At 66.2% G+C, this 20,172-nt stretch carries 19 protein-coding genes; 7 read left to right on the top strand and 12 right to left on the bottom strand.

Annotated features, from left to right (window positions below):
- The first annotated feature begins 32 nt into the window (after window positions 1-32).
- Together PQR08_RS08955 and yiaA are read left to right on the top strand one after the other, a co-directional pair.
- Window positions 33-1,772: a cyclic peptide export ABC transporter gene (locus PQR08_RS08955; RefSeq protein ID WP_250486031.1), complete on the top strand. Its 1,740-nt coding sequence runs from the start codon at window positions 33-35 to the stop codon at window positions 1,770-1,772.
- Between the two features lie 148 nt (window positions 1,773-1,920).
- Window positions 1,921-2,334 (top strand): inner membrane protein YiaA, encoded by a 414-nt coding sequence (yiaA, locus tag PQR08_RS08950; protein WP_250486030.1) that lies wholly within the window; start codon window positions 1,921-1,923, stop codon window positions 2,332-2,334.
- A 24-nt stretch (window positions 2,335-2,358) separates the two neighbouring features.
- Here the strand turns inward: yiaA and PQR08_RS08945 are convergent, their stop codons facing one another.
- From PQR08_RS08945 to PQR08_RS08915, 7 genes are all read right to left on the bottom strand, one after another.
- Complete coding sequence (locus PQR08_RS08945) at window positions 2,359-3,402, bottom strand: ABC transporter substrate-binding protein (RefSeq protein ID WP_284509120.1); 1,044 nt, start codon at window positions 3,400-3,402, stop codon at window positions 2,359-2,361.
- Entirely contained in the window at window positions 3,342-4,109 is a 768-nt protein-coding gene (gene fhuF, locus PQR08_RS08940; protein WP_250486028.1) for a siderophore-iron reductase FhuF, read from the bottom strand. Before fhuF ends, PQR08_RS08945 begins: the two co-directional genes overlap by 61 nt.
- Window positions 4,106-6,196 (bottom strand): Fe(3+)-hydroxamate ABC transporter permease FhuB, encoded by a 2,091-nt coding sequence (fhuB, locus tag PQR08_RS08935; RefSeq protein WP_250486026.1) that lies wholly within the window; start codon window positions 6,194-6,196, stop codon window positions 4,106-4,108. Before fhuB ends, fhuF begins: the two co-directional genes overlap by 4 nt.
- A 94-nt stretch (window positions 6,197-6,290) precedes the next feature.
- Complete coding sequence (locus tag PQR08_RS08930) at window positions 6,291-7,106, bottom strand: ABC transporter ATP-binding protein (protein WP_250486025.1); 816 nt, start codon at window positions 7,104-7,106, stop codon at window positions 6,291-6,293.
- Entirely contained in the window at window positions 7,103-8,101 is a 999-nt protein-coding gene (locus PQR08_RS08925) for a TauD/TfdA family dioxygenase (RefSeq protein ID WP_250486024.1), read from the bottom strand. Before PQR08_RS08925 ends, PQR08_RS08930 begins: the two co-directional genes overlap by 4 nt.
- 23 nt (window positions 8,102-8,124) lie before the next feature.
- Window positions 8,125-8,376, bottom strand: coding sequence for an MbtH family protein (locus PQR08_RS08920; protein ID WP_250486023.1), 252 nt, complete (start codon window positions 8,374-8,376; stop codon window positions 8,125-8,127).
- A 64-nt stretch (window positions 8,377-8,440) separates the two neighbouring features.
- A complete protein-coding gene (locus tag PQR08_RS08915; protein WP_250486021.1) occupies window positions 8,441-9,124 on the bottom strand; it encodes an RNA polymerase factor sigma-70 in 684 nt (227 codons plus the stop codon).
- Window positions 9,125-9,444: 320 nt separating this feature from the next.
- Between PQR08_RS08915 and PQR08_RS08910 the strand changes: the two genes are divergently transcribed.
- Window positions 9,445-10,608 carry a GGDEF domain-containing protein gene (locus PQR08_RS08910; protein WP_187604425.1) on the top strand — a complete coding sequence of 388 codons (1,164 nt, stop codon included), beginning with the start codon at window positions 9,445-9,447 and terminating at the stop codon, window positions 10,606-10,608.
- A 27-nt stretch (window positions 10,609-10,635) separates the two neighbouring features.
- Here PQR08_RS08910 and PQR08_RS08905 read toward each other — a convergent pair whose 3' ends face one another.
- From PQR08_RS08905 to PQR08_RS08885, 5 genes are all read right to left on the bottom strand, one after another.
- Entirely contained in the window at window positions 10,636-11,139 is a 504-nt protein-coding gene (locus PQR08_RS08905) for an RES family NAD+ phosphorylase (RefSeq protein WP_456264720.1), read from the bottom strand.
- Window positions 11,136-11,564 (bottom strand): Xre family toxin-antitoxin system antitoxin, encoded by a 429-nt coding sequence (locus PQR08_RS08900; RefSeq protein ID WP_187604427.1) that lies wholly within the window; start codon window positions 11,562-11,564, stop codon window positions 11,136-11,138. The genes PQR08_RS08905 and PQR08_RS08900 overlap by 4 nt, the downstream gene beginning before the upstream one ends.
- Before the next feature lie 67 nt (window positions 11,565-11,631).
- The gene (locus PQR08_RS08895; RefSeq protein ID WP_250486019.1) at window positions 11,632-12,717 is read right to left on the bottom strand and encodes a lipocalin-like domain-containing protein; all 1,086 of its coding nucleotides are present in this window, start codon (window positions 12,715-12,717) and stop codon (window positions 11,632-11,634) included.
- A complete protein-coding gene (locus PQR08_RS08890; protein ID WP_250486018.1) occupies window positions 12,717-15,260 on the bottom strand; it encodes an FtsX-like permease family protein in 2,544 nt (847 codons plus the stop codon). The genes PQR08_RS08895 and PQR08_RS08890 overlap by 1 nt, the downstream gene beginning before the upstream one ends.
- Window positions 15,257-15,946 carry an ABC transporter ATP-binding protein gene (locus PQR08_RS08885; protein WP_187604430.1) on the bottom strand — a complete coding sequence of 230 codons (690 nt, stop codon included), beginning with the start codon at window positions 15,944-15,946 and terminating at the stop codon, window positions 15,257-15,259. Before PQR08_RS08885 ends, PQR08_RS08890 begins: the two co-directional genes overlap by 4 nt.
- 210 nt (window positions 15,947-16,156) lie before the next feature.
- Here PQR08_RS08885 and PQR08_RS08880 point away from each other — a divergent pair, with 210 nt between their 5' ends.
- From PQR08_RS08880 to PQR08_RS08865, 4 genes are all read left to right on the top strand, one after another.
- The gene (locus PQR08_RS08880) at window positions 16,157-16,849 is read left to right on the top strand and encodes a GntR family transcriptional regulator (RefSeq protein ID WP_284509118.1); all 693 of its coding nucleotides are present in this window, start codon (window positions 16,157-16,159) and stop codon (window positions 16,847-16,849) included.
- A gap of 107 nt (window positions 16,850-16,956) precedes the next feature.
- Window positions 16,957-17,748 (top strand): SDR family oxidoreductase, encoded by a 792-nt coding sequence (locus PQR08_RS08875; RefSeq protein ID WP_250486015.1) that lies wholly within the window; start codon window positions 16,957-16,959, stop codon window positions 17,746-17,748.
- Between the two features lie 14 nt (window positions 17,749-17,762).
- Window positions 17,763-18,695 carry a 3,5-dioxohexanoate:acetyl-CoA acetone transferase gene (kce, locus tag PQR08_RS08870; RefSeq protein ID WP_250486014.1) on the top strand — a complete coding sequence of 311 codons (933 nt, stop codon included), beginning with the start codon at window positions 17,763-17,765 and terminating at the stop codon, window positions 18,693-18,695.
- Between the two features lie 143 nt (window positions 18,696-18,838).
- On the top strand, window positions 18,839-20,164 hold the full coding sequence (locus tag PQR08_RS08865) for an MFS transporter (RefSeq protein WP_250486012.1): 1,326 nt from the start codon (window positions 18,839-18,841) through the stop codon (window positions 20,162-20,164).
- Window positions 20,165-20,172: the final 8 nt, after the last annotated feature.

Raw genomic sequence — 20,172 nt, 5'->3', positions numbered from 1 at the left:
ACCGCTTTCCCGACTTCAGTGACGCCTTGCCAATGACTGCCATCAACGAGCCTTTAGATTCCTCCGCCACGCAGAAGCCCGCGGCGCGCCTGATCCTTGCGTTGCTCAGGCGCTCGCGCGGCGCGTTCGCGACCGCGCTCGTCGCCTGTGTGATGAACGGCATCGCGAGCGTGATGCTCGTCGCGACGCTCAATCGCGCGCTGTCGACGCCCTCTTCCGCCGATGGCGCGCTCGCATGGCGCTTTGCGTTATGCGCGGTGATCGCGCTCTTCACGCGCGTGATATCGGGCGTGCTGTTCGCTAGGCTTTCGCAGGACACGATGGCGCAGTTGCGCGAACACGTCGCGCGACGCGTGGCGGCGGCGGAGTTGCGCGATGTCGAGCGCATCGGCGCGGCGCCCGTGCAATCCGTATTGACCGACGATGCCACCAACGTATCGATGCTCTTCTTCGCGTTGCCGAACATCGTCATGCACGGGTCGATCGTGTTCGGCTGCCTCGGCTATCTCGCGTGGCTGTCGTGGCCGGTGTGCCTGCTCGCGCTCGCGGCCATCGTCACGGGATCGCTCGGCTATCACCTCGGCGACAAGCGCGCGATCGCATCGCTCGAAGCCGCGGGGCAATCGCAGGACAAACTGTTCGGCTATCTCGGCGCGTTATTCGCGGGAGCGAAGGAACTGAAGCTGCATCGCACGCGCTCGCAACAGTTCGTCGACGGGCAACTGGGCGCGGCGATCGGCGAAGTGCGCGATCATCGCCGGCGTGCGTTCAGCGCGTATGCGGTCGGCGTGGGCTGGATCATCTTTCTGTTCTACGGCTTTCTCGGCGCGGCGGCGTTCTGGCCGACGCTCGGCGTGCGCGCCGATGCAGGCTCGACGGCGGGCTATGTCGTCGTGTTTCTCTTCATGCTCGTGCCGCTCGATGGTCTGCTCAACAACATTCCCACGCTGAACGCGGCGCGTGTTTCGCTCGCGCGCATCGAGAAGGTGATGGCGGAGTTCGGCAGTCTGCGCGTGCAGGCGTCGCCGGTTTCATCGACGCACGATGCGAGCTTCAAAACGCTCACGATGCGCGGCGTCACGCACTCGTATTTTCATGAGCGCGACGAGCGCATGTTCCGCATCGGTCCCGTCAATCTGACGTTCAGGCCGGGCGAGCTCGTGTTCATCGTCGGCGGGAACGGCAGCGGCAAGACCACGCTCGCGAAAGTGCTGACGGGGCTTTATGAACCGGAGTCGGGCGTGATCGAAGTCGATGGCAAGGCGGTCGATGCCGATAGCCGCGCCGCGTATCGCGAGCGCTTCACGGCCGTGTTCAACGACTTCCATCTTTTCGATGCGCTGCTCGGCATCGTCGATCCCAACGATGCATCGCGCGCCGCCGCCGATGCGCGCGCGAATGCGCTTGTCGCGCGGCTCGCGCTGGATCACAAGGTGAAGGTGATCGATGGCGCGTTCTCCACGCGTTCGCTTTCGACCGGTCAGCGCAAGCGGCTCGCGCTGGTGGTCGCGTATCTGGAAGACCGGCCGCTTTATCTTTTCGATGAATGGGCCGCGGATCAGGACCCGGCGTTCAAGGCGGTGTTCTACGAGCAGTTGTTGCCCGAGTTGCGCGCGCGTGGGAAGACGGTGATCGTTGTCACGCATGACGACCGGTATTTTTCGCTCGCGGATCGGGTGCTGAAGCTGGAGAACGGGATGGTGGTGAATGAGACGCGCAGTGGGGTGAGGTCGGCGGTGATGGATGTGGCCGCGAATGGGACGATGGGGTGAAGGAACGGGGCGCGGAGCCCCGTTTTTTGCAGGCGAGACACGCAGCCGCCCCATGTATCTCGAAATTTTTCTTTGATAGAGTGCGAACCCTCGTTCGCGATGCACGCAAGCTGAGCGCTTCAATATCTCTATCGATAAGGAAAACAAAATGGCCCGCAACTCTTCTCAACAGCCTTCATTCGCTTTCGTATCCGCATCGTGGGGCGCATTGCTCGCCGGCTTTTGCGCCTATCTCGCCGGCCTCTGGAACGCAGGCATGCAGCTCAACGAGAAAGGCTATTACTTCACCGTGCTGGCATATGGGCTCTTTGCGGCGGTCTCGCTTCAAAAGAGCGTCCGCGATCGCGTGGAAGGCGTTCCGGTCACCGGGATCTACTACGGCTTGAGCTGGCTGTCGCTCTCGCTCGCCATCCTGCTTCTGGTAGTCGGCCTGATGAACGCGACGCTCGCGCTCAGCGAGAAAGGCTTCTACGCAATGTCCTTCGCGCTGACGCTATTCGGCGCGATCGCGGTTCAGAAGAATACGCGCGATATGCAGGCCGCGCCGCACCCCGCCGAATAACCGGCCTTCAACCGATTTCGCCCGCTACGGAGCAGTTCGCGGCAACGCCAGCAACTTCTCCGTAATCACATCCCCGAGCCTCAACGCCGACATCGGCCCGCCGAATCCCCAGATATTCGGTTCGACGAGCGTCACGCGCCCTTCCTTCTTCGCGGGCACGAAGCGCCACACGGGCGAATCGAGTTTCGTATCGACGGGCGCGTCCGCACCCGAAGTCGTCACGAACAGCACGGCCACATCCGGCTGCTTCAAGAAGTCCGCCGACGTCAGATACACCGTGCCCTCGCGCGTCGGCTTCTCCGGCCACAGACGAACGCCAAGCGCGCGCGCCACGCCCGCCGCCGTGCTGTTGCCCGTATAGGCCCAGTATCGATCGGGCAAGCCGAGTTCCTGCAACAGCGCGAAGCGCGTGCCCGTCAAACCCGCTTCTTTCAAACGCGCCGCGTCGCGCGCGAGACCCGCATCGAGTTTCGCGTCGGCATCGCGGGCTTGTTGCTCGCGCCCCGTCATGCACGCAATCGTGTGAAAGATGCTGCGTGTCCATTCGAGCTGCGTGCGCGCGCCGTCGCCGTTGCCGTTCTCGACATCGGGACTGAACTGAAAGAGCACCGTCGGCGCAATGCGATCGAGCGCCGCGAAAATCGGCGCATGACGGTACCCCACGCCGATGATCAGATCCGGCTGCGTCGATGCAATCGCTTCCAGGCTCGGCTCCTGCCGCGTGCCGACCGTCGGCACGCCCTTGAAGCGCGCGCTGTCGTAGCCGATCCAGCCGTCGTAGTACTCGGGATCGACCACGCCGACCGGCGTCATGCCGAGCGCGGCCACGTCCTCCGCGAACATGAATTCGAGCACGACGATGCGCTTCGGATGCACGGTCATCGTCTTGCTGAACTGCGAGACCGTCGGATTGCCGGCGAGCGGCGCGCATGCCTTGCTTTCGTCTGCGAACGCATGACGGCCCGCGAACGCGATGCACAGACACGCCGCAAACGAAACCGCGCGCTTCAGCGGATGGCGTCCTGCAACGCGAGTTCGTCGTCGCGCATCGTCAAAAGCAGCGGGCAGCTTGCGCACAGTTGCGTCTCTCCGGGAATTTCATAGCGCACGCAGCACACGCGGCGCGCGCGGAACGGGTTGGGCAGGAGCGGCGAACGCGGCGTCGTGTCACGGAGCGGCGCGCGCAGCGGGTTGTCATCGGTCGCGCGGAAGAGCCATGTCGAATCGATGTCCGCGTCGCTGAGAATCGAAGGGCAATGCGCGAGCAGATAATCCAGCAGATTGCCCGCGTTGCTCCACAACACGCGCGGCGCGATCTTCGTCATGCCCGCAATCATGCCGATCACGCCTTCCAGATGCGCGACGAGGCTCGTATAGCGGCGCGCGGGATCGGCGTCGGGCGCGCGCAATGCATCGGCATCGAAATGAAGGGCGACGGGCATGCCTTCCTTCAGCACGAGATGCGTGCGTTCGGGCGACATGTCGAGCGGACGGCCGAGCAGCCGCGCCGCCGCCACGCCCGCCGGCGCGGCAAGTCCGAAGTAGTACTTGCTCCACTGCGACAGCAACGCGCGCGCGTGCAGACCGGCATCGCCGCCGTAGAGCGCGATCATCGCGGCGAGCAATGCATCGCGATGATCGACGAGCGCTGTCAGTGGAATGCGCACGGCGTCATCGCCGGGACATTCATCCGGCGTGCCGAGCCACACGTTTTGCAGATACGGCGCGAGTTCGGGCGGCGCGAACGCGGCGAAGCTGCACGCTTCGGGCTTCATCGCGCGCGGCCTCGTCCCTTGTCGCGGCGCGTTTCGATCACGAGCAGCGCCAGCATGTATGGCGCGCCGATCAGCGCAGTCAGCACGCCCGCCGGAATCTCGCGCGGCGCGAGCAGCGTGCGCGCGGCGAGATCGGCGGCGGCCAGCACGAGCGCGCCCAGCAACGCCGCGAGCCAGAGCCGCGTGCCGTGCGAACGCGCGCCAAGCATCGTCGCGAGATGCGGCGCCATCAGACCGATGAAGCCGACCGGTCCCACGGCCGCGACCGCCGCGCACGCGGCGAACGTCGCCACTGTGAGCACGAGCGGACGCAGCAACGCGATCGGCAATCCGAGCGCGGATGCCTGATCGTCGCCGAGCGCGAGCAGATCGAGCGGACGCGCGATCAGCGCGAACACCGGCAGCGCCAGCACGCACCACGGCAGGATCGTCGCGACTTCGCCCCAGCTTCGCCCATACGTGCCGCCGACCAGCCACACGACGAAGCGCGCCGGCTGCACGCTCTGCTGCGTGATGAGCCATTGCGCGAGCGTCGTGCACAGCGTGCCGATGACGATGCCCGTCAACGCCACCGCGAGCGGCGCGTATTGATGCCGTCGATTGAAGAGCAGCGTGACGACGAGCGTCGCGCCGCCGCCGACGAGCGCGGCCGCGGCGAGAAAGAGATGACCGGCGAGCGGCCAGATCATCAGCGCGGCGAGCGTCGCGAGTCCCGCGCCTTGCGTCACGCCGAGCACTTCGGGACCAGCGAGCGGATTGCGCACCATGCTCTGCATCAGCACGCCGCTCGCCGCGAGCAACGCGCCCGCGAAGAGCGCGCACAAGAGACGCGGCACGCGCAGTTCGAGCAGCATGCGGGCGATGTCGTCGCGATGCGCGAGTGCATCGATCCAGCGCGCGGGGCCGAGCATCGTCGGACCGATGGATGCGCCGATGACGAGCACCGCGCATCCGATGACGACGAGCAGCGCCGCGAGCGCGGGCCACGGCAGCGCCGACAACATCCGCACCGCGCGCATGCCGCGTTTCACCGATTCACCCGCCTGGCCCGCATGCAGCGCGCCGGACCACGCCGCGCCGCTGCGGATCATCGCGAGCATCAGCGGCGTGCCGACGAACGCGATCGCGACGCCCGTCGACAGGGTCGAATCGAGATCGAGCGCGAGCACGGCGCTGTCGGTGGCGAGCACGAGCGCGCCGCCCGCGAGCGCCGAAAGCGGCACGAGCGCCGCCAGCTTCGACGACTTCGCGCCGCGCATCATGCGCAGCAGATTCGGCGCGATCAGCCCGACATACGACAACGGCCCCGCGATCGCCACCGCGACGCTCGCGAAGCCGACCGCGACGGTCATCGCGAAGAGGCGCGTCGCATCGACGCTCACGCCGGCGGCTCTGGCGGCATCGTCGCCGAGCGCGAGCGGATCGAGCGGACGCATCACGAAGGGCAAGGCGGCGAGCGGCAGCACGAGCCACGCAAGCGCCGACATCAAGCCCGACGCGCCGGGCTGGTACAGACTGCCGCTCGCCCACAACGACGCCCCGACGACCGTCTGCTCGAACAATGCAAGCAGGAGCGTCGAGACCGCGGAGAAGAGCAGCATGCACACGCTGCCCGCGAGCACGAGCCGCAGCGGTGTCGCGCGCCAGCCGCCCGCCGCTGCCGCGACGCAGCCCGCCGCCGCGAGTCCGCACACGAACAGCAAGGGCACCGACGCCGCGCCGACGATCTGCGGCACGATCATCGCCGCGAGCAGGCCGAGTTGCGCGCCGCCGGTGATGCCGAGCAGATCGGGCGCGGCGAGCGGATTGCGCGTCAGCGCCTGAAAGAGCGCGCCCGCGACCGCGAGACACCCGCCCGCGACGAGCGCCGCCGCGACGCGCGGCGCACTCAGATCGAAGAGGAAAACGTGCGCGAGCTGCGCGGCATCGCTGCCCGGCGGCGCACCGAGCCACGCGCGAAATTGCGGGCCGAGACGCCACGCGGCGAGCGCGAGAATCGTCGCGATCAACGCAGCCGCGATCACGCCGACGCGATTGCGCGCAGCCACGCGATGCGGCGACGCGTTGGCATAAACATGCGTCGTCATGCGGTCTTCCGTCCGACGATCAGTTCGATCACGAGCGACACGCGCCGCCAGAACGAAGCCTTGTGACGCCAGCGGCGCCGGGTAGCGAGCGTCGTCATGCAGCGATATCCCTTTGCCCGATGCCTTCGTAAGCGGGCACGCACATCGGCGCGCCGGTCTGCGGATGCGTGACGCGCAGCATGCGCACGCCGAAGGTCTCCAGCAAATGACGCGGATCGATCATCGCCTCGGGCGAGCCTTGCGCGATGATGCGTCCCGCGCGCATCAACACGATCTCGTCGGAGAACGCCGCCGCCTGATTCAGGTCGTGCAGCACCCAGACGATCGTGAGTCCGCGCTCGCGATTGAGCCGTCGCAGTTCCTGGAGGATGTCGAGTTGATGATGGATGTCGAGATACGTCGTCGGCTCGTCGAGCAGCACGATGGGCGCTTCCTGCGCGAGCGCCATGCCGATCCACGCGCGCTGCCGCTCGCCGCCCGAGAGCGCGGCGACATCGCGTGCGGCGTCGTCGATGAGTCCGCTCGCATCGAGCGCCGCATCGATCGCCGCGTGGTCCGCGCGGGTCAAGCCGCGCATCCAGCCGCCGTGCGCATAGCGGCCATACGCGACCAGTTCCCGCACCGTAAGCCCCGCCGGAATCTGGTTGAACTGAGCGAGCATCGTGAGCGTGCGGGCGAGCTCGCGGCGGCGCATCGATGCGACCGGCTTGCCGTTCACGTCGACGATGCCCGCCCGCGCGGGCTGCAATCCGGCGAGCGTGCGCAAGAGCGTGCTCTTGCCGCAGCCGTTCGGCCCGCACAGCGCGGTGACGCGGCCCGCGGCGATATCGATATCGAGGTTCTCCAGTACGACGTCGTCGCGATAACCGACCGTCAATGAACGCGCGCGAAGCGCCGGACGAACTGTCATCGCGGCTCGCGATAACTCTGCGCCATCGCGACGACGACCTTGCGCGGCCCTTCGAACGGATCGCGTGCGTGCGCGCTCAGCATGTTGTCGAGCATCAGCAGATCGCCCGTGAGCCACGGGAACGTGATGCGCTCATCGTCGAGCGCAGCGCGGATTTCGGCGAGCGCATCGGCTTCGAGCGGCGCGCCGTCGCCGTAAAAGACGTTGCGCGGCACGTTGTCCAGACCGACGGCATCGACGAGCGCTTCCTGCATGTCTTCGTCGAGCGTCGAAAGATGGAAGAGATTCGCCTGATTGAACCAGACCATGTCGCCCGTGCGCGGATGGCGCGCGACTGCCTGACAACGCTCCTCCGTGCGCAGCAGCCGTTCGCCGTCCTCGCTGTCGCGCCATGCGCAGGCGATGCCGCGCGCCGCGCAGATCCGCTCGACCTCGCGCGGATCTTCCGTGCCGAACGCGTTCTGCCACGGCAGATCGAGCCCTTGCCCGAAGTTGCGCACGTAGAGCAGTTCGCGCTTCGCAAAGCGTTCGACGAGCGATGGAGACAACGCGCGATACACCGCGCGGCTGTCCGCGATCGGCGTCGCGCCGCCCGAGCGCGCGGCGAGCGCGCAGTGGAACCAGATGCGCATCGGCCATTCGCGCGTGTACGACTGCTCGTTGTGCAGCGGAATCGAGCGATGCGGCGGATATTCCGTCGACGTGTACACCGCGCCTTCGACCTGGCTGCGCGGCGTCGATGCGAATTCATAGCCGATCAGCGGATCGCCGAACGACGCGGCGAAGCGCTGGAACGCCTCGATCGACTCGACGCGAAAGCCGGTGAAGCGCACGCCGCCCGCGCGTTCGAGCGACTCGGCGACGATTCGTTGCAGCAGCGGCGCGGCGTCGGCGAGCGTCATGTCGGCGCCCGCGCGCGGCGATACGACGACCGGCAGGCCCGGCTCGATGCGCAGATCGGCCAGATCGGGCGCGGTCACGGATAGTTCGGTCATGCTGAATCCTCGAAGCGTGCGGATCAGTTGAGGCGCGACTTCGCCTGCGCGTTCAGCGCGTCCATGTGACGCCGCAGGCTCGCGGGCCGCATGTCGGTCCACGCGCTCTCGATGTACGCGAGGCAATCGGCCTTCGCGCCGCGCTTGCCGGCTTCGCGCCAGCCCGCCGGCACTTCGCGGAAGGTCGGCCAGATCGAGTACTGCTCTTCGTCGTTGATGACGACCGTGTAGACGAGATCGTCCGCTGCGTGATTCTGGTTTTGCTGTTGCGTCATGGTGATGGGTCTCTCTGATGCGAAATGGGCCTTCATCGAATAGACGTTCGACGCGCGCGCTTTTTTACCGCCGACGCGCCCGCCCGCCGACGAACACCGGACACGCGACATTGCGTTCGCGCGCATCGAGACAATCGGCGCAATGCTGTTGCGCGTCGCGCACCATGAAATGCACGAGCGTCTGCGAGACGTTCAGCGCGCGCGCCGTGCTCTGCAGCGTCTCTTCGCCGAGGCGAACCATTTCGAACGCGGTGCGGCTGCGATCGGGCAACTGCGCGAGCGCATCGCAGACGCGGCGCAGCGTGTCGCGCGCCTGCACGCGCGCTTCGGGCGTGAGTTCCTGCGAGGGCACGTCGAAGCCGTCTTCCTCGTCCGCGCGATAGATGTTTTCGAGGCTCTGCCGGCGGCATGCGTCGATCGACGCGTTGCGCACCATGCGCGCGATGTAGCCCATCGGCTGACGCACCGCGTCCTGTTGCGGCAAGTCGATGAGACTGACGAAGACGTCGTGCACCACGTCCTCGGCGCGGCTCGCGCAACCGACGACGCCGCGCGCCATGTTCACGAGCATCTGCCGGTTCGCGACGGCGATATCGAGCAGGCTCGGCTCGACCGACGGACGCTCGGGCGCCGGTTCGGGCGCGACCGGATCGAGCCGATGCCAGTACGCATCGAGAGACAGATTCGAGGGCGGCGGCGAGATCGAAGAACGCTTCGACGATGCCGGCTGGACGCGCATGTAAGCCATAAATCGTGCTCCACTTTCGTAGGAGCCGCAAAGCTAGCGTAAACGCGAATCATTCTCAACATAGCCCCTGCGCGTCAGGAGGTTGTAAGTTTATGCCCGACTTCGGCGCATTCCCTGTGTGGGCGCGGGAGTCCGCGAGGCGGACAAAATGTCAAGAACGTCCGCCGAATCAATATTTTTTATCGCGCGTGCAATCTCCATCGCTCGCGTTCACCGGCGGCCGCCTGCCTAAAGTTTCGATCCGAACGACCGTTATCCGATGTGTGGTCCGGCTTTCCCGCGAGGGTTCAGCCATCGCCGGACCGCCGCCGGAATCCAACATGGACCAACAGACTGAGGTGTTCACCCTGCCGCGCGGACGTGCGGCAACGTGGTTGCTGCACGCGGGAGCCGATATTCCCCGCGCGATTCGTGTCGCCCTCGTCGGGAGCCTGTTCGGCACGCTGCCGATTTTCGCGGGCGGCGTGCTGAATACGGTCGCCGTCGCGTGGGTGCTGGCTCGCCGGCATCCGACGACCGCCTTCCACATCTGGCTCGCGCTCGAAATCGCCGTGTGCCTCGTGCGGCTGTGCGTGCTCGTCGTCGCCCGGCGTCGGGCGCGCGCGCGCAAATCCACGCTGACCGACACCTACGTGCTGCTCGCGCCGCTGTGGGGCGCGACGGTCGGCTACGGCGCGCTCGTCTCCGTGCTATCGGGCGACTGGATCGCCTCGACGCTCTCGTTTCTATCCGCGGCCGCGATGGTCGGCGGCATCTGCTTCCGCAATTTCGGCGCGCCGCGTCTCGTCGCGGTGATGATCTTTCTGTCGCTCGGGCCGTGCTGCATCGGCGCGGTGCTGGCAGGCGAACCGACGCTCTGGCTCACGCTGCTGCAAATCCCCTTTTATCTCTTCGCGATGAGCGCCGCGGCATGGCGGTTGAACGGCATGCTCGTCTCGACGATGAAAGCGGAGCAGGAAAACGATCGCCGCGCGCGCCACGACGAACTGACCGGCCTGTTGAACCGCGCGGGCCTCTTTCAGGCGGTGCGTTCGCGCGTAGCGGGGCATGCGCGAGACAGCGCGGGCACCGCTCTGCTGTATCTCGATCTGGACGGCTTCAAGGCCGTCAACGATGCCCACGGCCACGAAGTCGGCGACACGCTGCTCGCGCTCGTCGCGCGGCGCCTGCGGCATCTGTCGGGCGAAGGATCGCTGGTCGCGCGGCTCGGCGGCGACGAGTTCGTGATCGTCACGCCGCCGCACGCCGATCCGCTCGCGCTGCCCGATGTGATCGTGCGCGAACTGTCGAAGCCGTTTCTCACCGATGGCGGCGTGACGCTCGAAATCGGCGTGAGCATCGGCATTGCGATGTTCGACCATCACCACGACGAGCTCGACGGCGTGCTGCGCGACGCCGACAACGCGCTTTATGAGGCGAAGCGCGCGGGCAAGAGCCGCTGGGTTTCGGCGGGCGTGCGCGAGGTGGTCGGGCTCGTGGCCTGAAGCGTCAGCCGCTCAGGGTGCGCCTTCTCAAGCACGATCTTCGAACAACCGCCGATCCCACAGCACCGGGCGCGGTTTCGACACGTCGAACCTGGCGGCATCCGGATGCGCCGGATTCACGATCGCGTTGTACTCCGCGCGCGCCACGACGGATGGCACGAACAGGATGGCCGACCTCGCTTCATCCAGCCATTGATCGCCGATTCGACGTGCGATGCGCAAATCCGGGCCGTCCCATCCTCGGGGCAGATCGGCGGCTTCGATGCGCTCGATGCCGACATCGTCGGGCACGGTCGCCTCGACCCAGACATGCGTCTTCGGCACTTTGCCGATGCGTGCATGCACCAGCACTTCGAGCATCGCGCCCGCAAAATTCAGCGCGGCATAGATGGCGAACTTTCCCGGACTATTGAAGCGTCCCCCGACCAGCATGGCCCCCGTGCCGTTCCAGACCGGGTAGCGCCCATCGGAAATGCGGAACAGCCTCCGTTGACCCGCGCCTTGTTCTTTTTGCTTTCTTGCAGCGTTCACGCAGGCAGCCCATAGAAGAGTTTCCACATCAACTCTTCGACGCGCCGGGCGCCGAGTTCCGTGAGCGACACCTCGAGCGGCGTGCGCCCTTCGAGCATCGGATGGGGAACATTGAGGAATTCGCGTGCATCGTCCTCGTCGTCCCACACATACTGCGCGGTCGCGACGACGCGCGCGAGCCGCTCCGTCCTCTCCGATTCATCGGGACTCAAACGATCGCGGCGACGCTTGAAGGTCGCCTCCGGAACGATGCGCGCCAGCAGCGCGCGACGTTCTTCGGCGCTGCGCGTCGCATGTTCGACCCCTTCCTTCAATGCGGATTTCGGCAATCCGCCACGAATCTGCTCGTCCAGTTCCGCGACGGAATGAGGGACGGGCTTGAGCGCCATTACTGCGGCGATTCTTTCGGGGGATACGAGTATCATTCTGACCACCTCGGCATCATATGATGCTTACTGATAGCTCAAATGATACCGTATTTCGGCATCGCACTCAGCGCTTCTCCACTTCCACCGTCTTCGCGTACCCCGTCAGTTCGAGATACCCGCGCCCATTCCCGCCATCGCCGTTCAACGTCACCGCGCCTTCCCAATACAGCGCCCCGGTCGAATCGCGCGAGTCGAGTTCCTGATCGTCGATGAGCGGAGTCAGCCGCCAGCGCATCCCGCCGACGCGCACGTCCATCGCGACCGGATAAACCGTGTTCGTGCGCGGCGAGCGCCATTGCCGCTCGGGCGTGAACTCAACATCGCCCGGGCCGAACTGCCGCATTCGACCGTCGGGCTCGCGCAGCGCGGCGTGCGCCCAGACCGCATGGCCGTCGCGGGCGCGGACCTTGAAGGCCATCAGCGCGGCGCCGTCGTCGAGGTTGGCGCCGAGCCAGTCCCAGCCCGCTGCATCAGATGACAACAGCGTGCTCGACCATTCGTGATCGAGCCACGCGCGGCCCGTCACCGCGACGCTCGCATTCGCCTTTCCCGATGCCGATGGCCGCGTCACGCTGCCCGTCACCTGCAACTGCGGCTCGCTGTAGTAGTAGCTCGCCTGTTCCGGCGACGGACCCTTGCGCGAGTAGCCCTGCTCGCCCTGGATCATCGGCGGCTGCGTCGGCGTGAAGGTGAGATGGAGCGCGAAGCCGGCGGCATCGGCGATGACCGAATAGCGGCCATCCGCCTCGCGCGTCATGCGCCACGCGTCGAGCTTGACGTCGGTGTTGCCGTCCTTCGCATACGCGAGGCCGAAGCCCTGCCGCGCGACGTTCTGATCGTGCACGAGCCGTCCATACGCGGGATCGGACAACGCCGCGTGCGCGATGATCAGTTGCGACGGATCGAACGCGCTCCCGCCCTGCTTCTTTCCCGTGTTCGAGCGAAAGAACGTGATCTGAAAACCGAGCGGCCGATGATCGGGCGTTTCGAGCCAGCCGGTCGCGTACCACCATTCCGTGCGATACGACGGATGCGCCCCAGTATCTTTCGGCCATTCGATCGCGTGTCCCGGCACGACGGGCGCGAATGCTGGTTCATCGGCGAATGCGGCCAACGACGAAAACAGCCACGCGAGCAGCACGACGCGCATCACCAGTCCTCCCGCACGGCGCGCACCGCATCGACGGAAACGGCGCGTCGGCCCGACAGCACCGCCGTCGCGCACGACGACGCCAGCATCACGCACGCGATGATCGCGATCATCGTCCACGGAACATGCAGCGACATGCTCCAGTGAAACGACTGCGGATTCACGACGAACACGAGAATCAGGCTGATCGCGAAGCCGAGCACGCAGCCCATCGCGATGCCGAGCAGCGTGAGCCATCCCGCTTCGGATGCCAGCAACGCGAGGATCTGCGCGCGCGTCACGCCGACGTGCCGCAGCATGCCGAATTCGCGCGAACGCGCGAGCGTCTGCATCGAAAACGTCGCGCCGACGCCGAACAGGCCGATCACGATCGCCACCGCCTCCAGCAAGTACGTCACGGCGAAGCTTCGATCGAAGATGGTCAGCGTGCGCGCGCGAATCTCGCCGGGTTGCGAGAATTCGAGCGCGTCGCCGAACGGGAGTTTTTTGATCGCGCCGATGACCTGCGCCGCGCTCGAACCCGCGCGCAACGTGATCGCGACATCGGTCGCGGTCGTGTCGCCGGTGAGCCGCCGGTAATCGGCGATACGCATTTGCAGCGCGCCCGTCTGCCGCACGTAGTCGCGCCAGATTCCCGCGACGACGAAGCGCTCGTTCGCCCCGCCGACAGGCAAGCTCACGCGCTCGCCCACGCGATAGCCGTACAGATCGGCCATCGCTTCCGAAGCCCACACCGGGGTCTCGTCCGCGCGCCACGACGAAGGCGGCAACACGTCGCCGGTCATTTGCAAGCTCGCGCCGGGATCGGCGGCGTCGAGTTCGCGGGCGATCAGCGCGACGGGCGGTTTCGCGGCATCGAGCGTCAGTTTCGACGCCCGCGTGAACGCAGCGTGCGCGACGCCGTTCGCCGCGGCGAGCTGCATCTGCTGATCGGGCCGCAAGCCGCCCGTGTCGCCGCTCGACGCCATGCGCACATAGAGATCCGCCGACAGCAGATGCGCGAGCCAGTCTTCCACCGACACGCGAAAGCTCGTCACCATGATCGCCATCGCGACGATCAGCGTGAAGCTCGACAGCACGCCGCCCATCGCGATCGACGCCTGTCCCGGCGCATTCGCGATCCTCGCGAGCGCGAGCGCCGCGACGGCGTTGCGCGGCATCGGCGCGCGGCGAAACACGATCGCCGTGAGACGCGGCATCAGCGCGATGCCGCCGACGAGCAGCAGCGCGACGGCGACATATCCGGCGATGGGCGTATCGAAGACCGGCGGCGCCTGCGTCAGCGCGGCCCCGGCCGCGAGGCACACGAGCGCGGGCCACGGCGTGCCGAGCGGCGCGAGCGCGGCTTCCTCGCTGCCCGCCTTCAACGCCGGCGCGGGACGCGCGCGCGCCGCCTCGAGCGCGGGAACGAGCGTGCCCGCGAGCGCGACGCCGATGCCGAGCGCGAGAAAGATCGCGCTGGCGACCGGCTCGAAGGCGATGCGCGGCTCGACGCCGGGGAAATATCCGCCGCCGAGATCGCTGCCGAAAAAACGCAGCGCGAGCGCCGCGACCGTGAAGCCGAGCGCGATGCCGAGCACGCCGCCCACGACGCCGAGCAGCGCGCCTTCGAGCATGATCTGCCGCACGAGCGACGCGCGCGTCATGCCGAGCACGCGCAGCATCGCGAATTGCGCGCGGCGGCGCACGACGCCCGCTGCCTGCGTGGAAAACACGAGAAACGCGCCGGTGAACAGCGCAACGAGCGCCAGCACGTTCATGTTGATGCGATACGCGCGGGAAAGCCGGTCGGTGCGGCTTTCGATATCCTGCGTTTCCGTGACGACGAGCCGCCCGCCGAGTTCGCGTTGCAGCGTCTGCCGGAACGCATCGCGATCGACGCCGCGCGCGAGCTGCAGATCGACGCGCGAGAGCTTGCCTGCGAGCGCGAAATGCGTCTGCACGGCGGCAATGTCCATCACCGCGATGCGCTGCCCGGCACGCGTGCGCGCGATGCCGCCCGCGACCCGCAGCGTCACCGGCGACGTGCCGCTCTGCAACTCGACATGCCCGCCATCGTGCGCGCCGAGCCAGGTCTGCGCGGCAGGCGAAAGAAAGATGGCGTCGCCGTCGAGCACATCGAGCGATGCTTCCGGTCTCGGCACGCCGGTCAGATCCGGCGCGATGCGTTTCGCGCGGAACACGTCGATGCCGAGCACCTTTAGCGGCGTGTTCTTGCCGGGCACGGCGACATCGACTTCGAGCACCGGACTCGCGAGCGCGACGCCCGGATGCGTCGCGAGTTGCGGATAGACGTTCTCGTCGATGAAAGGCTGCGCGCCGCGCACCTGCAAATCCGCTTGCCCCGAGAGACTGCGCGCGGCGGCGGAAAACTCGTTGAACGCCGCGCCGTTGATGAGCTGCACCGCATATCCCAGCCCGACGCCCAGCGCGATGGTCAGCATGGCGACCAGCGCGCGGCCCCGATGACTGCGCCATTGCGCGCCGAGCAGCCAGCGCGTGAGCATGTCGAAACCGCGGCGCGTGACGGCGACAGCGTTCATCGTGCGAGCGTCGCGGCGTGCAATGCGCCGTCGCTCAGAATCACGATGCGATCGGCGAATGCGGCGGCCGCTTCCGAATGCGTGACCATCACGGTCGCGGCTTGCGTCGCCTTCGTTTCGGCGCGCAGCAATTCGAGCACTTCGTGCGCGGTCTGCGGATCGAGATTGCCCGTGGGTTCGTCGGCGAGCAAAAGGCGCGGCCGATGCACCAGCGCCCGCGCAATCGCGACACGTTGCAGTTCGCCGCCGGAAAGCTGGCGCGGCATGTCGTCGCCGCGTCCGTCCAAGCCGACCGCCGCGAGCATCGCCCGCGCCGGTGCGGGCGGCATGCCGTTCAGCAGAAGCGGGACCGCCACGTTCTGATAGAGCGTCAGATGCGGCAGAACATGGAACGCCTGGAACACAAAGCCGAGCTTTTGCCGGCGCAAGCGCGTGGCGGCATCGTCGGAGAGCGTGGAGATCGATGTGCCGTCGATCAGCACGTCGCCGCTGTCGGCGGTATCGAGACCCGCGATCAGATTCAGCAGCGTGGATTTGCCGACGCCCGAATCGCCCATGATCGCGACGAACTCGCCCGCCCCCAGCGCGAAGTCGAGCGCGTCGAGCACGATGCGGCCGCTGCCGTACTTCTTCGAGAGGCGGCGGCATTCGAGGGCGGGAGAAACGTCCGGGTCGGCGGGTCGCATTGCGGGTTGGATGGGGAGGATGTCGCGGTTCGGGATTTCGCAAGCATTGTGCCCAACGATCGCGCTTTCGGCTTGAATGCGTCGCGAGGCATGTCGGGTTATCCCTGATGCGCTCCGCATTGACTTAAAACGACGTCGAAATCAAACTGTGATCACAGATCAAAGATCAGCAAGGAAATGCACGTGTCGCCCCGATCCCTGACGCAACCCATGCCGCAACTCGAAGTCATCGCCACGGAAACGATGGCGACCAAGGTCTATCAGCAACTGCGCGAAGCGATCATGAGCGGCAGTTTCGCCGCCGGCCAGCCGCTGAGCCTGCGCGGCGTCGCCGAAGCAGTCGGCCTCTCGACGATGCCCGTGCGCGCCGCGCTCACGCGACTGCGCGCGGAAGGCGCGCTGGTCGATGGCCCGTCGCGCGGCCTGATGGTCCCGCCAATGACGCTCGACCTGCTCGAAGAACTGCGCGACGTGCGCATCGCGCTGGAAGGCTGCGTCGCGGAGCGCGCGGCGGCGCGCATGACGAACGACGACGTCGCCGCCGTGCAGCGCATCTTCGACGAAATGGATGCCCACGTCGAAGCCGACGATGCCCGCGCCTATCTGCGCTGCAACTTCGCGTTCCATACGAGCATCTATCGGCACGGCGCAAGCGAGATGACGCTCGCGACGATCCAGAACATGTGGATGCGCATCGGTCCGTTCCTGAACATGGTCGCGCCCGACGTGGCGCACATGCGCGTGTCGATGCAGGCGCACCGGCAGATCATCGATGCACTGTGGAAACACGACGGCGCCGCCGCGCGCGAAGGTATCGCGAAGGACATTCGCGACGCGGCGAGCGATCTCGAAGCGCGTCTGCGTTCGCAGGAACCGCGTATGCGGCGTCACGCGCAAAGCTGAACGACGAAGGCGCAACGCGCGCCTCTTCATACGATCATCAGTATTACTAATCGCTTGAGCGAGGACGGCGCACGTCCCGCAAAACATAACCAGAAAGGAGTCACTCGATGGATTTCACCAAAATGCTCGTCCCGCGCGCAGGCCTGCGTGTGCTGATCACGGGCGGCGCGTCGGGCATCGGTCTCGCGATCGCGAAAGCGTTCGTATCGACAGGCGCGCGCGTGCATGTCTGCGATGTCGATCCGAAAGCCATCGACGCGGTGTCGACCGTTTCGCCGTCGATCACCGGCACGCGCGCGGATGTCGCGAGCAAGGACGATGTGAAGCGCGTCTTCGAAGACGTGCGGCGCGAGCTCGGCGGCCTCGACGTGCTGATCAACAACGCGGGTATCGCGGGGCCGACGGGCGGCATCGACGCGATCGATTCCGACGACTGGGAAAAGACCATCGACGTGAATCTGAACAGCCAGTACTACTTCTCGCGCGACGCGGTGCCGATGTTGCGAGACGCGACCGATGGCGGCGTGATCGTGTTCATGTCGTCGGTGGCGGGACGTCTCGGCTATGGCTTCCGCACGCCTTATTCCGCGACGAAATGGGCCGTGGTCGGCCTCGCGAAGAGTCTCGCCATCGAGCTCGGCCCCGACAACATTCGCGTGAACGCGGTGCAGCCGGGCATCGTCAAGGGTCCGCGCATGGAAGGCGTGATCGCCGCGCGCGCGAAACAGCTCGGCATCGGCTACGAAGAGATGGAGAAGCAATATCTCGCGAAGATTTCGCTGCGCCGCATGGTCACGCAGGAGGAAATCGCCGCGAGCGTGCTGTATCTCAGTTCGCCCGCCGGCAGCGCGGTCTCGGGTCAGGCGCTCTCCGTCTGCGGCAACGTCGAAACGCTTTGAAGCAAGAGGAAAACATGGCAACGAAACGCAAAGTCATCATCACGTGCGCACCGACGGGCGCGATCCATACGCCGTCGATGTCGCCGTATCTGCCGGTCACGCCCGACCAGATCGCCGAAGCCGCGCTCGCGGCGGCGAAGGAAGGCGCGGCGATTCTGCATCTGCATGCGCGCGATCCCGAAGACGGACGCCCGACGCAAGACCCCGCCGTGTTCCAGCGCTTCCTGCCGCGCATCAAGTCGCAAACCGATGCCGTCATCAACCTGACGACGGGCGGCAGTCCGCACATGACGGTCGCGGAACGCCTCAAGCCCGCGCATCACTTTCAGCCGGAAGTGGCGTCGCTGAACATGGGCTCGATGAACTTCGGTCTCTATCCGATGCTCGACCGCTTCAAGGATCTCAAGCACGACTGGGAACGCCAGCATCTCGAGAAGAGCCGCGATCTCGTGTTCAAGAACACGTTCGCCGATATCGAATACATCCTCACGTCGTGCTCGGCCAACGGCACGCGCTTCGAGTTCGAGTGCTACGACATCTCGCATCTGTATAACCTCGCGCACTTCGTGGATCGTGGGCTCGTCAAGGGACCGTTCTTCGTGCAGAGCGTGTTCGGCTTGCTGGGCGGCATCGGCGGGCATCCGGAAGATCTCGCGCACATGAAGCGCACCGCGGATCGGCTGTTTGGCAACGACTATGTGTGGTCGATTCTCGGCGCGGGCCGCAATCAGATTCCGCTCGGCTCGATCGGCGTCGCGCAGGGATCGAACGTGCGCGTGGGTCTCGAAGATTCGCTGTGGATCGGGCCGGGTCAGCTCGCCGAGTCGAGCGCGGCGCAGGTGCGCAAGATCCGTCAAGTGATCGAAGGCTTGTCGCTCGATGTCGCGACGCCCGCCGAAGCGCGGCAGATGTTGTCGCTCAAAGGCGGCGACAACGTGAACTTCTGATTTTCAAACGCACGCGCCGCGTGACCGGCGCGTGCGCTCGCCATTAAAAATACAACGCTTAACGGAGACACTTTCTTGAAACGCCTTCCCGACACCGCATTGCCCGCGCGCCTCGCGCGCCCCTTCTGATTCCGGGAGTCATCATGTCCAAGCCCAACACGACGAGCGCGTCGCACGCATCGCTCAACAGCCTGATGCTGCGCAAGCTGATGCCCTTGCTGGTGATCGTCTATGTGATCAGCTTTCTCGATCGCACGAACATCGCGCTTGCGAAGCATTCGATGAGCATCGATCTCGGCATCTCCGCCGCCGCATACGGACTCGGCGCAGGTCTCTTCTTCCTGACCTATGCGGCCTTTGAGATTCCCAGCAACCTGATCATGCATAAGGTCGGCGCGCGTTTCTGGATTACGCGCATCATGGTGACATGGGGCGCGCTGTCCGTCGCGATGGCCTTCGTCACCGGCGAGACATCGTTTTATGTGATGCGCCTCTTGCTCGGCGCGGCCGAAGCCGGACTCTTCCCCGGCGTGATGCTCTATCTGACGTACTGGTTCGGTCGCGAGGAACGCGCCCGCGCCACCGGCTACTTCCTGCTCGGCGTGTGCGTGGCGAATATCGTCGGCGGCCCGCTCGGCGGCGCGCTGCTCGAACTCGACGGCCGGCTCGGCTTTCACGGCTGGCAATGGCTCTTCGTGATCGAAGGCGTGCCCGCGATCCTGCTGGCGTTCGTCGTGTGGAAGATGCTGCCCGATCGTCCGACGAGCGCGTCGTGGCTTTCACGCGATGAAGCCGTCGCGCTGGAACGCCGCCTCGCCGCCGAACAGGACGCGCAGGGCGGCGGCCACGGCGCGGGCGCATTGCGCAGCGTGCTCGGCGATCGTCAGGTGTGGCTCGCGATTCTGGTCTACTTCTGCCATCAGCTGACGATCTACACGGTCATCTTCTTCCTGCCTGGCATCATCGGCGCGTCTGGGAAATTTTCTCCGCTGATGATCGGCATGCTCAGCGCGACGCCCTGGGTCGCAGCCGCGATCGGCGCAGCCACGCTGCCGCGCTTCGCGAGCGATTCGTCGAAGAGCCGTCGCATCCTGATCGCCGGACTCGTCATCATGGCCTCGGGCATGCTGATCGCGGCATGGGCTTCGCCGGTGATCGGACTGCTCGGCGTGTGCCTGTCGGCGCTGATGTTTTTCGTGGTGCAGTCGATCATCTTCACGTTCCCGCAGTCGCGCCTGTCGGGCAGCGCGCTCGCGGGCGGTCTCGGCCTCGTCAATTCGTGCGGCCTGCTGGGCGGCTTCGTCGGACCGACGGTGATGGGCATCATCGAGCAGACGACGGGCCGCGCGATGAACGGGCTCGTGTGTCTCGCGGTCGCGCTCCTGTTCGCCGCGGTGTGCAGCACGCGCCTGCGTCATGGCAACGAGGATTGCGCCGACGACAAACGCGGCGTGATGTCGAACGCGTAATACGCCGA

Origin of the sequence: Caballeronia jiangsuensis, from assembly GCF_046030135.1 — a bacterium.
In the GTDB taxonomy this organism is placed as follows: domain Bacteria; phylum Pseudomonadota; class Gammaproteobacteria; order Burkholderiales; family Burkholderiaceae; genus Caballeronia; species Caballeronia jiangsuensis.
This window is presented reverse-complemented; position numbering and strand designations above follow the sequence as displayed.

Bases quoted from the DNA above. Each gene is read 5' to 3' on its own strand.
- PQR08_RS08920 (WP_250486023.1), bottom strand. From the start codon at position 8,376: ATGACGCAACAGCAAAACCAGAATCACGCAGCGGACGATCTCGTCTAC.
- PQR08_RS08915 (WP_250486021.1), bottom strand. From the start codon at position 9,124: ATGGCTTACATGCGCGTCCAGCCGGCATCGTCGAAGCGTTCTTCGATC.
- PQR08_RS08925 (WP_250486024.1), bottom strand. From the start codon at position 8,101: ATGACCGAACTATCCGTGACCGCGCCCGATCTGGCCGATCTGCGCATC.
- kce (WP_250486014.1), top strand. From the start codon at position 17,763: ATGGCAACGAAACGCAAAGTCATCATCACGTGCGCACCGACGGGCGCG.
- PQR08_RS08865 (WP_250486012.1), top strand. From the start codon at position 18,839: ATGTCCAAGCCCAACACGACGAGCGCGTCGCACGCATCGCTCAACAGC.
- PQR08_RS08895 (WP_250486019.1), bottom strand. From the start codon at position 12,717: ATGCGCGTCGTGCTGCTCGCGTGGCTGTTTTCGTCGTTGGCCGCATTC.
- fhuF (WP_250486028.1), bottom strand. From the start codon at position 4,109: ATGAAGCCCGAAGCGTGCAGCTTCGCCGCGTTCGCGCCGCCCGAACTC.
- PQR08_RS08930 (WP_250486025.1), bottom strand. From the start codon at position 7,106: ATGACAGTTCGTCCGGCGCTTCGCGCGCGTTCATTGACGGTCGGTTAT.
- PQR08_RS08910 (WP_187604425.1), top strand. From the start codon at position 9,445: ATGGACCAACAGACTGAGGTGTTCACCCTGCCGCGCGGACGTGCGGCA.
- PQR08_RS08875 (WP_250486015.1), top strand. From the start codon at position 16,957: ATGGATTTCACCAAAATGCTCGTCCCGCGCGCAGGCCTGCGTGTGCTG.
- PQR08_RS08955 (WP_250486031.1), top strand. From the start codon at position 33: ATGACTGCCATCAACGAGCCTTTAGATTCCTCCGCCACGCAGAAGCCC.
- PQR08_RS08900 (WP_187604427.1), bottom strand. From the start codon at position 11,564: ATGATACTCGTATCCCCCGAAAGAATCGCCGCAGTAATGGCGCTCAAG.
- fhuB (WP_250486026.1), bottom strand. From the start codon at position 6,196: ATGACGACGCATGTTTATGCCAACGCGTCGCCGCATCGCGTGGCTGCG.
- PQR08_RS08885 (WP_187604430.1), bottom strand. From the start codon at position 15,946: ATGCGACCCGCCGACCCGGACGTTTCTCCCGCCCTCGAATGCCGCCGC.
- yiaA (WP_250486030.1), top strand. From the start codon at position 1,921: ATGGCCCGCAACTCTTCTCAACAGCCTTCATTCGCTTTCGTATCCGCA.
- PQR08_RS08880 (WP_284509118.1), top strand. From the start codon at position 16,157: ATGCCGCAACTCGAAGTCATCGCCACGGAAACGATGGCGACCAAGGTC.
- PQR08_RS08890 (WP_250486018.1), bottom strand. From the start codon at position 15,260: ATGAACGCTGTCGCCGTCACGCGCCGCGGTTTCGACATGCTCACGCGC.